Origin of the sequence: Actinomadura harenae (assembly GCF_003696215.1) — a bacterium.
Lineage (GTDB): Bacteria > Actinomycetota > Actinomycetes > Streptosporangiales > Streptosporangiaceae > Spirillospora > Spirillospora harenae.
Map to the genome: position 1 here is coordinate 1 of NZ_RFFG01000092.1, position 13,251 is coordinate 13,251.

Genomic DNA, 13,251 nt, shown 5'->3' on the forward strand with positions numbered 1-13,251 from the left:
CCCGCCAAACCCGAAAGAGGAATCCGAAGATCCCAGCAAAACAACCCCCCGAAAGGGATTGCATTTGCCTCAAAGAAATCCCTGCACCCGAATCCGAAGATCCACGTGCACGGGGTGATCAGGCATTACCTGATCTATAAAGGCACTGGCTTTTGTCACGCTGTTGAGTTCTCAAGAAACGGACACCCACCGCGCTCCACCCGCTCTCGCGGGCCTCGCTCCGGGGCAACCCTTCAACCTTACCAGGATCTTCACTCTTGTCAACCGGCTCTTTCGGGCCGATCTTCGGAGCTTGCCCGTCCGCCCATGATGACGCAGACGACATGACGTCGTCCGACGTGATCTTTCGGCAGAGTCCCTCGGGCCGGCCACCTTGTCGGCGTCCTGCATCCCGTTTCGGGCTGACCACTTAAGAGTAACGCGGTTCGGAGAGTGCTTCGAACCGTTTTTCTTCGGTGGTCTCCCCCGGGGCCGTCCGCCTCTCGGCGTCCCGCATCCCCTCGGGGCAGGAAGAACATTAGGCACTCCCCGAGGGGTCGTCAAATTGGGGCGTCCGGGCTGGTCCGGGGCCTGGATCAGTCGGTGGCGGGCGCCTTGGGGGACGGCATGCGGCTGAACGGGGCCATGCCCGCGAGCTTGCCGCCGTCGATCGGCAGGACGGTGCCGGTGATGAAGGACGCGGCGTCCGAGCAGAGCCAGACCACGGCTTCGGCGACCTCGTCGGGGGCTCCGATGCGGCGCATCGGCATGGCGCGTGCCGCGGCGGCCTGGGCCTGCTCGCCCGCGCGCTCCAACTGCTCGGTGAGGATCGGGCCGGGGGCCAGGGCGTTGACGCGGATCCCGGCCTCGGCGTAGTCGAGCGCGGCGGTCTGGGTGAGCCCGATGAGGCCGAACTTGCTGGAGACGTAGCCGGCGAGTCCGCCCACGGCCTGGAGGCCGGCGGTGGACGACATGTTGACGATGGCTCCTCCGCCGCACGCGAGCATCGCGGGGATCTCGTAGCGCATGGCCAGGAAGACGCCGCGCAGGTTGACGGTGAGGGCGCTGTCGAAGTCCTCGACGGCGACATCCGCGAGACGGGTGGGCGGGTGGCCTCCGCCGGCGGCGTTGTTGAACGCGGCGTCGAGGCGTCCGTAGGCGTCGAGGGTCTGCTGGACGAGGCGCTCGACGGCCTCGGCGTCGGTCACGTCGGTCGGGACGGCGAGGGCGCGTCCCCCGTCGTCGGTGATCTCGGTGGCGAGGGCCTTGAGGGCGTCGGCGTCGCGGGCGGCGAGGACGACGGCGGATCCGGCGCGGTGCAGGGCGAGGGCGGACGCCGCGCCGATGCCGCGGCTGGCTCCGGTCACGATCGTCACGCGGCCGTCGAGAGGACGGGTGGTCGAGGTGTTCACGGCTGGCCTGCTTTCCGATAGGATTCGTTGGACAGACAGTAAATCCAATTTGGAGGCCGGTCAAGGATGTCACCCCGCCCTTACCGTTCGGACCGGCGTGCCGCCGGGGCCGAGGAGACCCGCCGGCGCGTCCTGTCGGCGGCGCGAGAGCATCTGGCCGGTGATGGCGTGACGCGTGTGTCGGTGGACGCCGTGGCGAAGGCCGCCGACGTGTCGCGGCAGACGGTCTACAACGCTTTCGGGTCGAAGACCGGGGTGCTGGAGGCGTTGTTCGATTCGTTGGCGGAGCATGCCGGGCTGTCCTTGGAACCCGCGTTCATGGCGGATGACCTGGATCAGGCGGTGGAGGCGTTCTGCGCGGCGTTCTGCGGGTTCTGGGCGTCGGAGCGTCAGGTGCTGCGGCGGTTGCGGGGCATCGCTGTGCTGGACGACGACCTGGACCGGCTCCTGCGCGCGCGGGATGACATGCGCCGGGCAGGTCTGTCGGCGCTGTTCAGCCGGTTCGAAGGGGCGGAGCCTGCCGAGGACCTGCTGGATACGGCCTGGCAGTTGACGAGCTTCGAGTCGTTCGACCTGCTTGCCGGACGTGATGGGGGGCGTAGTCCCGAGGAGGTTGCTCGGGTTGTCGCTCGTGCTGTCTCGGCCGTTCGGGTGCAAGGGGCTTGAGGCTCCTGGGCGAGGGGCGGGGGCAGGGGCCGATGGCGGCGATTCGGCCTTGTTCGCCGCCATCGGCCATGACGGCTGTTATGGCGTCCGGGCCCTTGTTGTCGGTGGTGCCGTAGCGGGCCGTGTAGGCCTGGACGATGAGCCTGGGGTTCGCTGGGAAGACCTCGGCGGCGGTCATGAGCGGGCATGGGTGGCGAGGGGGCTGCTGGCGGCTTCGGGGATCTGCCTTGTTCAGCGCGTCCTGGCGGTGGATCACGATTGCGGACGAGTGGCCCGCGGTGGTCTCGAAGGCGTCGCTGTAGCGGGAGAGTGCGGAGGGTCTTCGATGCCCGGCATGCGCAGTGATCCTGGCCACGTGTCAGGGCCGTATCAGCGCAACGTCAGCCGGGGTGGGGTGGTGACGGCGCCGTATCAGGCGTGAGGCCGAGTGTGGACGACATGAGCGGTGCTCGTGGGCCGCCATATCGAGCGGCGGTGGCGCATGGGAGCCGCCTACAGAGACCACACGGGAGGCCAAGGATGGGTCACGTCATTAGGGCCGAGGGGCTGCGCAAGCGCTTCGGTGAGACACAGGCGCTGGACGGGGTGGACCTCGACGTCGAGTCGGGGACGGTCCTGGGCGTCCTGGGGCCAAACGGCGCGGGCAAGACGACGGCGGTGCGGGTGCTCGCGACGCTGCTGCGCCCGGACGAGGGACGGGCGGAGATCTGCGGGTTCGACGTCCGCCGGGAGGCGACGCGGGTGCGGGCGCTGATCGGGCTGACCGGGCAGTACGCGTCGCTGGACGAGGAGCTGACCGGCCGGGAGAACCTGGTCATGATCGGGCGGCTGCTGGACCTGCCGCGGGCCGAGGCGCGGGCGCGCGCGGCGGGCCTGCTGGAGCGGTTCCGGCTCAGCGACGCCGGGGGCCGGGCCGTCAAGACGTACTCGGGCGGGATGCGGCGGCGGCTGGACATCGCGGCGAGCATGATCAACCGTCCTCGGGTGGTGTTCCTGGACGAGCCGACGACCGGCCTGGACCCGCGGGCGCGCGGGGAGGTCTGGGAGACCGTCCGGGAGCTGGTCGCGGACGGCGCGACCGTGCTGCTGACCACGCAGTACCTGGAGGAGGCGGACGCGCTCGCGGACCGGATCGCGGTGTTCGACCACGGCCGGGTGATCGCGGACGGCACGCCCGCCGGGCTGAAGGCGCGGGCCGGGCGGCAGACGCTCGCGGTCCGTGCGGCGGAGGTGTTCCGGACCGGGCAGCTCGCGGAGATCGTGGCGGAGCTGACCGGTGAGCGGCCCGAGGTGCGGGCGGAGGCGGGGCTGGTGACCGTCCCGGTGACGGATCCGGGAGTGCTGCGGGCGGTCGTCCAGCGGCTGGACGAGGTGGACCTGGTGGCGGCCGAGGTGGCGCTGAGGCTGCCGAGCCTGGACGAGGTGTTCCTGAGCCTGACCGGGCACATGGCGTCCCGGGACGCCGCGGACGAGGCCGTCGGGGAGCAGCGGCTCGAGGGGAGCGTTCGATGAGCACGACGATGGCGGCGCCTCCGGCGTCCGCGCTGCCTCCGGGCCGGGTCAGCGCGCGCAGGACCGTCCGGCACAGCCTGACCTTGGCGTGGCGGAACATCGCGCAGTTGCGGCACTCGCCGGAGAAGCTGATCGACGTCACGCTGATGCCGCTGGTGTTCCTGACGCTGTTCCTGTACGTGTTCGGCGGCGCGGTCGCCGGGAACACGCATGCCTACCTGCAGCAACTGCTGCCGGGGCTGGTGGCGCAGATGGCGATGTTCGCGACGATGGGGCTCGGGACGGCGCTGAACGAGGACATGCGGAAGGGCGTCTTCGACCGGTTCAGGAGCCTGCCGATCGCGCGGTCGGCGCCGCTCATCGGGACTGTCCTCGGCGACACGGTTCGCTTTCTGACGGTGATGGTCGTGCTGACCGCCGCGGGCACGGCCTTGGGCTTCCGGTTCGGTTCCGATCCGCTGCGCGTGCTGGCGGGGTTCGGACTGGCGTACCTGTTCTACCTGGCGTTCTCGTGGATCTCGGTGGTGGTCGGGCTGCTCGCGCCGTCCCCGGAGACCGTCCAGGGGCTGGCTTTCATCTTCGTGATGCCGCTGACGTTCGGGAGCAGTGTGTTCGTGGCGAACACGAGCACGATGCCGGGCTGGCTCCAGGCGTGGACGAAGGTGAATCCCGTGACGCACCTGACGGACGCGCTGCGGGCGCTGCTGGTGAGCGGTCCGGTGGGGAACCACGTCTGGTTCACGCTCGCCTGGGCCGTCGGGATCGTCACCGTGACGTTCCCCATCGCGATGGTCATGTACGCGCGGCGCGCCTAGGCGGGTGTGAACGGCGCCGGTCAGGGTTTCAGAGCCAGGGCGTCTTCGCGGGTGCCGGCACGGCCTCGTTCGTAGGCCGCGTCGAAGGCGTCCTGGCCCAGGGTGGAGACGACGTCGGCCATGACCTGGCGACGGTCGAAGCCCTGCTCATCGCGGAAGCCGGCGACGCTGTGCGCCAGGCCGAGGAGCTCGGCGGCGCGTTCGTGGTCGCCGCGGGCCGCGGAGAGCCCGGCGATGCCCTCGACGACCTTCGCCAGTGAATGGTTGACGAGCAGCCATTTCGGGTCGATGTGCTGGAGCGCGCGGGCGTGCCATTCGGCCGCGCGCACGAGGTCGCCGTCAAGGACGGCGAGGGTGCCGAGCTTGCTGTAGGTGAGCGTCCTGGCCCGTTGGAAGTCCCCGCGTGTGGCGCGGGGCGTGACCAGTTCCAGGGCCTTCTCGGTGGCGGCCCGCGCGGACGCGAGGTCGCTGGCGGCCTGGTGGAGTTCGGCCTCCGTGAGGTGGCCCAAGGTCGCGTCCGCGTATTCGCCGATGCGGAGCGCGACGCGGATGCCGTCGGCCAGGTCCTGGTGGGCGCCTTCGATGTCGCCCAGCTCGGCTCGTGCGGCCGCGAGTTGGATGAGGACGGTCGAGCCCTGGTCGGGGTTGACGCCCTGCGCGGCGTACCGGCGGGCCTCCTCGCCGTAGCCGATGGCCTCCTCGGGCCTGCCTCGGCTCATGGAGATCTGCAGGAGGACGACCAGGGTGATCCCCATGCCCAGGCGGTCGCCCAGGGCTCGGAATCCCTCGTAGGACTCCTGCGCGCGCACGTAGGCGGCCTCAAGGTCGCCGTTGTGGAGGGCGTTGAAGGTCAGCATGGTCTCGGCGATCGCACCGATCCACGGGTCCGGATGGCCGGTGAGCTCGGTGAAGGACGCCGAGGCCGCCACGACGTCCCCGGCGAACAGCAGGGAGACCGGCCGGGCGAGCACGGCCATCGGACGCTTCGGCCTTTCGGGCAGGAAGCGCAGGAGTTCGTTGATGGCGGAGCCGAAGATCTCCGGAGTGGGGCCGTCCCGGCCGGAGCGCGCGACGACGCTTCCGGTGAACACGCAGATCGCGTACTCCTCGCCGAGGCCGGGCGGCGGCTCGTCCCCGACGAGCCGGTGGACGGCGGTGGCCCACACGCTCGCCTCCCGCTCCAGGTCGCGCATCAGCCAGTACCAGACGAGCGAGGTGACCAGGCGCAGGCCGGACCGCCCGTCCCCGGTGTCGAGGACGGTCTGGAACGCCGCGTTGTGGTTGTCGCGTTCGGCGGTGAGCCGCTCGACCCACACCAGTTGGTCGGCGCGGCGCAGTTCGGGCTCGGCGGTCTCGGCGAGTTCGAGGAAGTGCGCGGCGTGCGCCGCGCGGACGGCCGTCGTCTCGCCGGTCTCGTCCAGCCGCTCGCGCGCGTACACGCGGACGGTCTCCAGCAGCCGGTAGCGCGGCTCGGCCTCGCCGTCGGCCATGACCAGGGACTTGTCGACCAGGGACGCGACGACGTCGATGACGTCCGCGGAGAGGCCCGCTCCGCAGACGCGCTCGGCGGCCTCGAGGGTCGCGCCGCCCGCGAACACCGACAGGCGGGCGAGGACGGTCCGCTCGGCGTCGTCGAGCAGGTCCCAGCTCCAGTCGACGACCGCGCGGAGCGTCCGGTGCCGGGGCAGGGCCGTGCGGCTGCCGCCGGTGAGCAGCCGGAAGCGGTCGCCGAGCCGGGCCGCGACCTGCGCGGGGGTGAGCGCGCGGAGGCGGGCGGCGGCGAGTTCGATCGCGAGCGGGATGCCGTCCAGGGCGCGGCAGATCGCGACGAGGTCGGCGACGTTCGCCTCGTCCACGGCGAAGCCGGGCCGGACGGCGGCGGCGCGGTCGGCGAGCAGCCGGGTCGCCGCGTGCCCGAGGGCGGTCGCCGGGTCCGCGCCGAGCGGGGGGAGGGCGAGCGACGGCACCGGGTACAGGGTCTCGCCGGTGATGCCGAGGGGTTCGCGGCTGGTCGCGAGGACCCGGACCTCGGGCGCGGCGGCGAGGACCCGGTCGGCGACGGCGGCGACGGCGTCGAGGACGTGCTCGCAGTTGTCCAGGACGATCAGGGTGCGGCGGGTGGCGAGGAGGTCGGCGAGCCGGTCCAGGGGGCGCGGGGCGGTGCGGCCCTCGGCGGGACGCAGCCCGTCGGGGACGCCCAGGGCGACGATCACGGCCTGGGCGACCGCGTCGGCGCCCCCGTCCTCCGCCATCGGGGCGAGCGGGACGAACCAGACGCCGTCGGGCAGCCGGTCGACCAGCGGCGCGGCGGCCTCGGACGCCAGCCGCGTCTTGCCCGCGCCGCCGGGTCCGGTGAGGGTGACGAGCCGGGACTCGTCGAGGAGCTTGCCGAGCTGCCGCACCGCCTCGTCGCGTCCGACGAAGCTGGTGAGGGCGGCGGACAGGTTCGTCCGGGCCCTCTCCGGTTCGGGGGCGGCGGGCGCGGCGGGAGGGGCCGCCGGCTCCGGCCGCGGGGTCTCGGGGTCGCGGCGGAGGATGGACAGGTGCAGGGCGGCCAGCTCAGGGGCGGGGTCGACGCCGAGGTGCTCGGCCAGGTGCTCGCGCGTCTCCTCGTACACGCGCAGGGCGTCCGCCGGACGGCCCGCCCGGTGGAGCGCGCGCATGAGGAGACCCCGAACGCGTTCGCGCAGCGGGTGCGCGGTGGCCAGGGCCTCCAGTTCGGGGAGCAGCGAGCTGGACTCCCCCAGTTCCAGCTCTGCCTCGGCGCGGTCTTCGGACGCGGTCAGGCGGAGCTCTTCCAGGCGGGCGGCTCGTGCGCGCGCGAAGTCGGCGTCCGCGACGTCCGCCAGGGCCGGGCCTCGCCACATGTCCAGGGCTTGCCGCAGCGCGGCGGCGCGGTCGGACGGGCCGGGAAGCGCCCGCGCGGAGGTGACGGCCCGTTCGAAGGCGACGGCGTCCACGGCGGACGGGTCGAGCGCGAGGCGGTATCCGGCCGGGTTGTGCTCGACCAGGTCCCTGCCGGTCACCGCGCGGAGGCGCGACACGAGGGCCTGAAGGGCGTTGCCGCCGGGCGGGTCGCCGTCCCACAGGTCGTCCAGGAGCCGGGCGGCGGACACCGGACGGCCGGGGTCCAGGGCCAGCCGGACGAGCAGCGCGCGCAGCCGCGGACCGCTGATCTCGACGGGACGGCCGGTCTCGTCCCGCGCCTCGAGTGGCCCGAGGATGCCGATGCGCGCGCTTGCCATGCCCGCATTGTCCCCTACCCGGAACGCCCCGATCGTCCGAGAACACCTGTGGGGACGCGAAAAGCGAGAGGGCCGGTGGTGACACCGGCCCTCTCGCGTGCTGTGGAGCTATGGGGATTCGAACCCCAGACCTCCTCCATGCCATGGAGGCGCGCTACCAACTGCGCCATAGCCCCGCATCAGGCCGTTCCCGGAGGCGTCTCCGCGCCGACCTGCAGGAAAAGCTTAGTACATGGCGGGACCCGTTCGGACCATCGCGACTCCGGCCCCGATCCGGGCGGCACTGGACGGGCCGGAGGGGCGATCAGCGCCAGCCGAGGCGTTCGGCGACCCCGTCGGAGGCGTATCCCTCCTGGCGGCCCTCGCCGATCCAGACCAGGCCGTCCGCCTCGGCGATCGCGCCGATGGAGTGCTCCTGGGGCATGCGCGGCTGCGTGGCGAGCCGCACCTCCATGTCGGCGGGGTACCGGCGCAGCGCGTCGATCAGGTCGGCGACGGTGACCTCGCGCCGTGCTCCCCTGCGGTGTCGTCCCATGGTCGGTAAGGAAACCATCACACCTGGAGTGTTTTCGCCGTTCAAGTGCAACAGTGTCCGTTTTGAAACTGATCACCGGGCGGAGGGGCGAGGGGAGGAGAAACAGAAAGAGCGATGAGCTTTCGCTCACCGCTCTTTTCCTTCTGTGGAGCTATGGGGATTCGAACCCCAGACCTCCTCCATGCCATGGAGGCGCGCTACCAACTGCGCCATAGCCCCGTGCGACTGCGATGGACGTTCATCCCCGCAGCGCTCCGCCAGCATATAGGACCGGCGGCGATCAGACGAATCGAATACGCCGTCAGGCGCGGTCCTCGCCCGCGCGGTCGTCGCCCATGACGGGCTCCGGCAGGGTGCCCGCGTTGTGCTCCGCGAGCCGCCAGCCGCCGTCCCGCATCTCGGTCAGCACCGACCAGCAGCAGTTGGACAGGCCGCCGAGGCGGTTCCACGCGTCCTCGGGGAGGCCGAGCATGTGCGCGATGCCGAGCCGCAGCGCGGCGCCGTGCGAGGCGACGACCAGCAGGCCGTCGGGCGCGAGGGCGGAGGCGTGCCGCTCCAGGGCGGTGCCGACGCGCTTGGCGACCTGCGGGCTGGTCTCGCCGCCCGGCGGCTCCCAGCGGGCGCGCTCGTCCGGGTACCGCTCGCCGATCTCCCGGTCGGTGAGGCCCTCCCACTCGCCGCCGTCCCGCTCGATCAGCTCCGGGTCGTGCTCGACCGGGAGGCCGGTCAGGTCGGCCAGGCTCCGCGCGGTGGTCCGAGCGCGGACGAGGGTGGACGAGACGATCGCGGTCGGCTGGAGCGCGGCGAGCAGCCGGGCCGCTCTCCGCGCCTGCTCGACACCCGTGTCGTCCAGGGAGATGTCGGTCTTGCCCTGGAAGCGCCGCTCGACGTTCCAGGACGTCTGGCCGTGCCTCCACAGGAGGAGCCGGCGGCGCCCCGGCTCGCGCGCCGCGGGCCCGCCGCCCGCGCGGGCGTTCGTCCCGGCCTTGGCCGAGGCCGTGGCCGGGACGTCACTCACCGGGGACCGCCGAGCGGCCGCGCTGCGCCATGTGCGCGTTGACGTCCTCGGGGAGCTCGATGGTCGGGCAGTCCTTCCAGAGCCGCTCGAGGGCGTAGAAGGTGCGCTCCTCCTCGTGCTGGACGTGCACGATCACGTCGGCGTAGTCGAGCAGGACCCAGCGGCCCTCGCGCTCGCCCTCGCGGCGGAGGGGCTTGGCCCCGGCCTCCTCGCGCAGGCGCTTCTCGACCTCGTCCACGATCGACCGAACCTGCCGGTCGTTGGCGGCGGAGCACAGCACGAACGCGTCGGTGATGACGAGCTGCTCGCTCACGTCGTAGGCAATGATTTCGTCGGCCAGCTTGTCGCCCGCCGCCTCGGCGGCGATCCGGACCAGCTGGGCGGCCCTGTCGGATGCGGTCACGGTGCGCTCGTGATCCTCCCTGTGGGGTGGTGTCCGGCCTCAGCCTCTCACGGAGGCGGACCGGATCCCCCGGCGTCGTCGTATCCCCGCAAACGGGCCGGGACGGCCCGCAACGGTCTCGCTACCAGGGTATGGGGCGTCCGCCACCGCTTTTCCGGTCGCGCGGCCTCCGGGGCCGTCCGCTCGGCCGGTTCAGTCGCGGTAGAGGTCGCGCTTGTTGATGTACTGGACGATCCCGTCCGGGACGAGGTACCAGATCGGCTCGCCCGCGCGGACGCGGTCGCGGCACTCGGTGGAGGAGATCGCGAGCGCCGGGACCTCCATGAGGCTGACCCGTCCGTCCGGGAGGCCGGGGTTGGTGAGCCGGTGCCCGGGGCGGGTGACGCCGACGAAGTGGGCGAGTTCGAACAGTTCCTCTGTGTCGTGCCAGTCGAGCATCTTGGCCAGGGCGTCCGCGCCGGTGATGAAGAAGAACTCGTTGTCGTCGCCGTGGATGGCGTGCATGTCGCGGAGGGTGTCCACCGTGTAGGTGGGACCGTCCCGGTCGATGTCGATGCGGCTGACCGAGAACCGCGGGTTGGACGCGGTGGCGATCACCGCCATCAGGTAGCGGTCCTCGGCCGGGGTGACCTTCTGGTCGGGCTTGTGCGACGAGAGCCCGGTGGGGACGAAGATCACCTCGTCCAGCGCGAAGAAGTGCGCCACCTCGCTCGCCGCCACCAGGTGGCCGTGGTGGATCGGGTCGAACGTGCCGCCCATGATCCCCAGCCGCCGCTTTTGCGTCATGCCGACGAGAATAGCCAGCGGCGCGTCAAGCTCCGGCGTCGGGTCCGCGAGGGGTCCTCGAGGGGTCCGGCGGTGAATCAGCCCGATCCGGGAAGGTCCTGGTCAGAGGGGTCGGCGAGGCCGGGGAGGGGCGGCTCGCCCTCCGTCCACCGGACGACCCGGACGGCCTTGCCCACCTCGGTGCGCGGGACGTCCCCGGCGGGCAGCACGGCCACGTCCGCGTGCAGGCCGAGGCCCTCGCGCAGGAGGCGGACGAGTTCGGCGGACGGGTCTGCGGCGTCGCCCGGGGTGATCGCCTCGCAGGCCACGACGAGGCGGACCGCGGCCTCCTCGCGGCGGTCCACGACGATCTGGTAGTGCGGGGCGACCAGGCCGGAGCCGAGCAGGACGCGTTCGATCTCGCTCGGGTACACGTTCACGCCGCGGACCACGAGCATGTCGTCCGCGCGGCCCATGACCTTGCTCATGCGCACGAGCGTCCGGCCGCAGTCGCAGTCGCCGCGGGCGAGGGACGCCACGTCGCCCGTCCGGTAGCGCACGAGCGGCAGGGCCTGCTTGGTCGGCGTGGTGAAGACCAGCTCGCCGGGCGTGCCGTCCGGGACGGGCTCGCCGGTCGCGGGGTCGACGGCCTCGACGATGAAGTGGTCCTCGTTGACGTGCAGGCCGTTCTGCTCCAGGCACTCGGTCGCGACGCCGGGGCCGATGATCTCCGAGAGGCCGTAGATGTCGAGCGCCCGCAGCGGCAGGGCGGCCTGGATCGCGGTGCGCAGCCCCTCCGACCAGGGCTCCGCGCCGAAGATCCCGACCTTGAGGGACGACAGGTCCGCGCCGGTCTGGTCCGCCACCTCGGCCAGCCGCAGCGCGTACGAGGGCGTGCAGGTCAGGATGTCCGGACGGAGGTCGCCGATCATCCGCACCTGGCGTTCGGTCATCCCGGCCGACGCCGGGACGACGGTCGCGCCGAACTTCACCGCGCCCTGGTGGAGGCCCATGCCGCCGGTGAACAGGCCGTACCCGTAGGCGTTGTGGACGACGCTGCCCGTCCCGGCGCCCGCGCAGGCCAGCGCCCGCGCGCACATGGAGGCCCAGAGGTCCAGGTCGGCGCGGGTGTAGGCGACGAGCGTCGGGCGGCCCTTGGTGCCGGACGAGCCGTGCACGGCCGCGACCTGGTCGCGCGGGACGGCGACCATGCCGAGCGGGTAGGCGTCCCAGAGCTGTTGCTTGGTGGTGAACGGCAGGCGGGGCAGGTCGGTCAGGTGGACGTCCGCGCCGCCGTCGATCCCCGCCTCGCGGAGCCACCGTCCCTGGGGGCCGTCCGCCGCGAGGAGCCGGTCGATCATCCCCCACAGGCGGTGCCGCTGCAGCGCGGCCCGCTCGTCGACGGACATCGCCTCGGCCTTGGGGTCGAACATCCGCGCCCCCTCCTCGTCCACCCTCGCGCCGGCCGGGCCGGCTCGTCCCTTGGGAGTGAAGCGCGTCACACGCTCCGGGCGCACGACCTTACTGACCGGTCGTTCGGTAAGTCCAGGCTTCCACTCCGGATCGGGTTCTGTGTCGGAGAAGGAAGGGGAGGCCCGCGCCGGGCGGGGCGTCGTGATCAGAACGAGGTCAGGACCGGTGCCGGACGCGCCGTCCGGGAACCTCGGCTCCCCGGTGTTCGTCGGACTTACCATGCCGGACATGACGACCAACACACCGGACCGAGCACGAACGCGCTTCCCCGGGATCAGCTCCCGGGCCTACGAACACCCCGCTGACCGCTCGGCGCTGGTGGCGCTGCGCTCGCTCTCGGGGTTCGACGTCGTCCTGCGGAAGATGTCGGGGCTGTTCAACGAGCGGGCCATCCGGCTGACCTTCCTCGGCGGGGCCGTGCGCGCGGGCGAGGACCAGTTCCGCCACCTGCACGACATGGTCCGCGACGCGGCCTACATCCTGGACCTGCCCGAGGTCCCCGAGATCTACGTGACACAGGACCCGCGCGCCAACGCGATGGCGATCGGCTCCGACCACCCGTTCATCGTCGTGACGACCGGGCTGCTCGACCTGCACGACGACGAGGAGCTGCGGTTCGTCATCGCGCACGAGGTCGGGCACATCCTGTCCGGGCACGCGGTGTACCAGACGATGATGCTGATCCTCATGCAGCTCGGGTCGCGGCTGGCCTGGCTGCCGCTCGGCAACATCGGGATCGCCGCGATCATCATGGGGCTGCGCGAGTGGTTCCGGAAGGCCGAGCTGTCGGCCGACCGCGCGGGCCTGCTCTGCGGGCAGGACCTCGAGGCCGCCAAGCGCGTCATGATGAAGCTGGCGGGCGGCACGCGACTGTCGGAGATGAACGCCGAGGCGTTCCTCGCGCAGGCGCGTGAGTACGACGCGGCCGGGGACGTCCGGGACGGGTTCCTGAAGTTCCTGAACCTGCTGAACCAGTCGCACCCGTACTCGGTGATCCGGTTCGCCGAGATCGACAAGTGGGCGCGCGAGGGCGAGTACCAGAGCATCCTGGCCGGGAACTACCCGCGCCGCGACGAGGACTCCAGCGCCTCGATCAGCGACGAGGTGAAGAACGCGGCCCGCGCGTACCGCGAGTCCTGGGAGTCCAGCGCCGACCCGTTCGTCGGGAAGGTCCGCGACATCGCGGACGCGGCGGCCAACGCGGCCGGCGGCCTGTTCGACCGGATCGGACGGCGCGGCAACGGCGGGGCCGGCTGACCCGCACCGAGGAGGGCGGCCGTCGCGAGGGGCGGCGGCCGCCTTCGCATTTCCTGGGACCGACCAGGATTTCTGGGGCCTGACCAGTATTCATGCCGGTATGGCATGAAGGGCGGCATTGGACATCCGGCGCGCTCACCGATCAAGATCGTGTCGATCGGCGGAGAGGGA

Annotated in this window: 11 protein-coding genes and 2 tRNA genes; 4 read left to right on the top strand and 9 right to left on the bottom strand. The window is 71.9% G+C overall.

Features of this window, described 5'->3' with window-relative positions; translation table 11 throughout:
• Positions 1 to 575 precede the first annotated feature (575 nt).
• Positions 576 to 1,391, bottom strand: a complete 816-nt coding sequence (locus EBO15_RS33805) for an SDR family NAD(P)-dependent oxidoreductase (RefSeq protein ID WP_122198549.1) — start codon at positions 1,389 to 1,391, stop codon at positions 576 to 578.
• Positions 1,392 to 1,457: 66 nt separating this feature from the next.
• On the opposite strand from EBO15_RS33805, the gene EBO15_RS33810 reads away from it, so the two are divergent.
• The 3 genes from EBO15_RS33810 (at position 1,458) to EBO15_RS33820 (ending at position 4,384) form a co-directional block, all read left to right on the top strand.
• Positions 1,458 to 2,057 (top strand): TetR/AcrR family transcriptional regulator, encoded by a 600-nt coding sequence (locus EBO15_RS33810; protein ID WP_122198550.1) that lies wholly within the window; start codon positions 1,458 to 1,460, stop codon positions 2,055 to 2,057.
• 519 nt (positions 2,058 to 2,576) lie between these two features.
• Positions 2,577 to 3,569, top strand: coding sequence for an ATP-binding cassette domain-containing protein (locus EBO15_RS33815; protein WP_122198551.1), 993 nt, complete (start codon positions 2,577 to 2,579; stop codon positions 3,567 to 3,569).
• Positions 3,566 to 4,384: an ABC transporter permease gene (locus EBO15_RS33820; protein ID WP_122198552.1), complete on the top strand. Its 819-nt coding sequence runs from the start codon at positions 3,566 to 3,568 to the stop codon at positions 4,382 to 4,384. The genes EBO15_RS33815 and EBO15_RS33820 overlap by 4 nt, the downstream gene beginning before the upstream one ends.
• A 20-nt stretch (positions 4,385 to 4,404) precedes the next feature.
• Here the strand turns inward: EBO15_RS33820 and EBO15_RS33825 are convergent, their stop codons facing one another.
• From EBO15_RS33825 to EBO15_RS33860, 8 genes are all read right to left on the bottom strand, one after another.
• Entirely contained in the window at positions 4,405 to 7,629 is a 3,225-nt protein-coding gene (locus EBO15_RS33825) for a BTAD domain-containing putative transcriptional regulator (RefSeq protein ID WP_122198553.1), read from the bottom strand.
• A 103-nt stretch (positions 7,630 to 7,732) separates the two neighbouring features.
• Positions 7,733 to 7,805: transfer RNA gene (locus EBO15_RS33830), tRNA-Ala, on the bottom strand.
• A gap of 128 nt (positions 7,806 to 7,933) precedes the next feature.
• Positions 7,934 to 8,164, bottom strand: a complete 231-nt coding sequence (locus EBO15_RS33835) for a hypothetical protein (RefSeq protein WP_122198554.1) — start codon at positions 8,162 to 8,164, stop codon at positions 7,934 to 7,936.
• 146 nt (positions 8,165 to 8,310) lie between these two features.
• Positions 8,311 to 8,383, bottom strand: a tRNA-Ala gene (locus EBO15_RS33840).
• An 82-nt stretch (positions 8,384 to 8,465) separates the two neighbouring features.
• Positions 8,466 to 9,083 (bottom strand): histidine phosphatase family protein, encoded by a 618-nt coding sequence (locus EBO15_RS33845; RefSeq protein ID WP_233616614.1) that lies wholly within the window; start codon positions 9,081 to 9,083, stop codon positions 8,466 to 8,468.
• Positions 9,084 to 9,174: 91 nt separating this feature from the next.
• Positions 9,175 to 9,585 (bottom strand): ribosome silencing factor, encoded by a 411-nt coding sequence (gene rsfS, locus EBO15_RS33850; protein ID WP_122198556.1) that lies wholly within the window; start codon positions 9,583 to 9,585, stop codon positions 9,175 to 9,177.
• A gap of 192 nt (positions 9,586 to 9,777) precedes the next feature.
• Positions 9,778 to 10,371, bottom strand: coding sequence for a nicotinate-nucleotide adenylyltransferase (gene nadD / locus EBO15_RS33855; protein WP_122198557.1), 594 nt, complete (start codon positions 10,369 to 10,371; stop codon positions 9,778 to 9,780).
• A gap of 77 nt (positions 10,372 to 10,448) precedes the next feature.
• Positions 10,449 to 11,783, bottom strand: a complete 1,335-nt coding sequence (locus tag EBO15_RS33860) for a phenylacetate--CoA ligase family protein (RefSeq protein WP_199744967.1) — start codon at positions 11,781 to 11,783, stop codon at positions 10,449 to 10,451.
• A gap of 268 nt (positions 11,784 to 12,051) precedes the next feature.
• Between EBO15_RS33860 and EBO15_RS33865 the strand changes: the two genes are divergently transcribed.
• Complete coding sequence (locus tag EBO15_RS33865; RefSeq protein WP_122198572.1) at positions 12,052 to 13,080, top strand: M48 family metallopeptidase; 1,029 nt, start codon at positions 12,052 to 12,054, stop codon at positions 13,078 to 13,080.
• Positions 13,081 to 13,251 lie beyond the last annotated feature (171 nt).

What these genes read in the sequence shown, in the direction of transcription:
- EBO15_RS33860 (WP_199744967.1), bottom strand. Translation starts at nt 11,783, where the DNA reads ATGTTCGACCCCAAGGCCGAGGCGATGTCCGTCGACGAGCGGGCCGCG.
- EBO15_RS33820 (WP_122198552.1), top strand. Translation starts at nt 3,566, where the DNA reads ATGAGCACGACGATGGCGGCGCCTCCGGCGTCCGCGCTGCCTCCGGGC.
- EBO15_RS33815 (WP_122198551.1), top strand. Translation starts at nt 2,577, where the DNA reads ATGGGTCACGTCATTAGGGCCGAGGGGCTGCGCAAGCGCTTCGGTGAG.
- nadD (WP_122198557.1), bottom strand. Translation starts at nt 10,371, where the DNA reads ATGACGCAAAAGCGGCGGCTGGGGATCATGGGCGGCACGTTCGACCCG.
- EBO15_RS33810 (WP_122198550.1), top strand. Translation starts at nt 1,458, where the DNA reads ATGTCACCCCGCCCTTACCGTTCGGACCGGCGTGCCGCCGGGGCCGAG.
- EBO15_RS33825 (WP_122198553.1), bottom strand. Translation starts at nt 7,629, where the DNA reads ATGGCAAGCGCGCGCATCGGCATCCTCGGGCCACTCGAGGCGCGGGAC.
- EBO15_RS33835 (WP_122198554.1), bottom strand. Translation starts at nt 8,164, where the DNA reads ATGGGACGACACCGCAGGGGAGCACGGCGCGAGGTCACCGTCGCCGAC.
- EBO15_RS33865 (WP_122198572.1), top strand. Translation starts at nt 12,052, where the DNA reads ATGACGACCAACACACCGGACCGAGCACGAACGCGCTTCCCCGGGATC.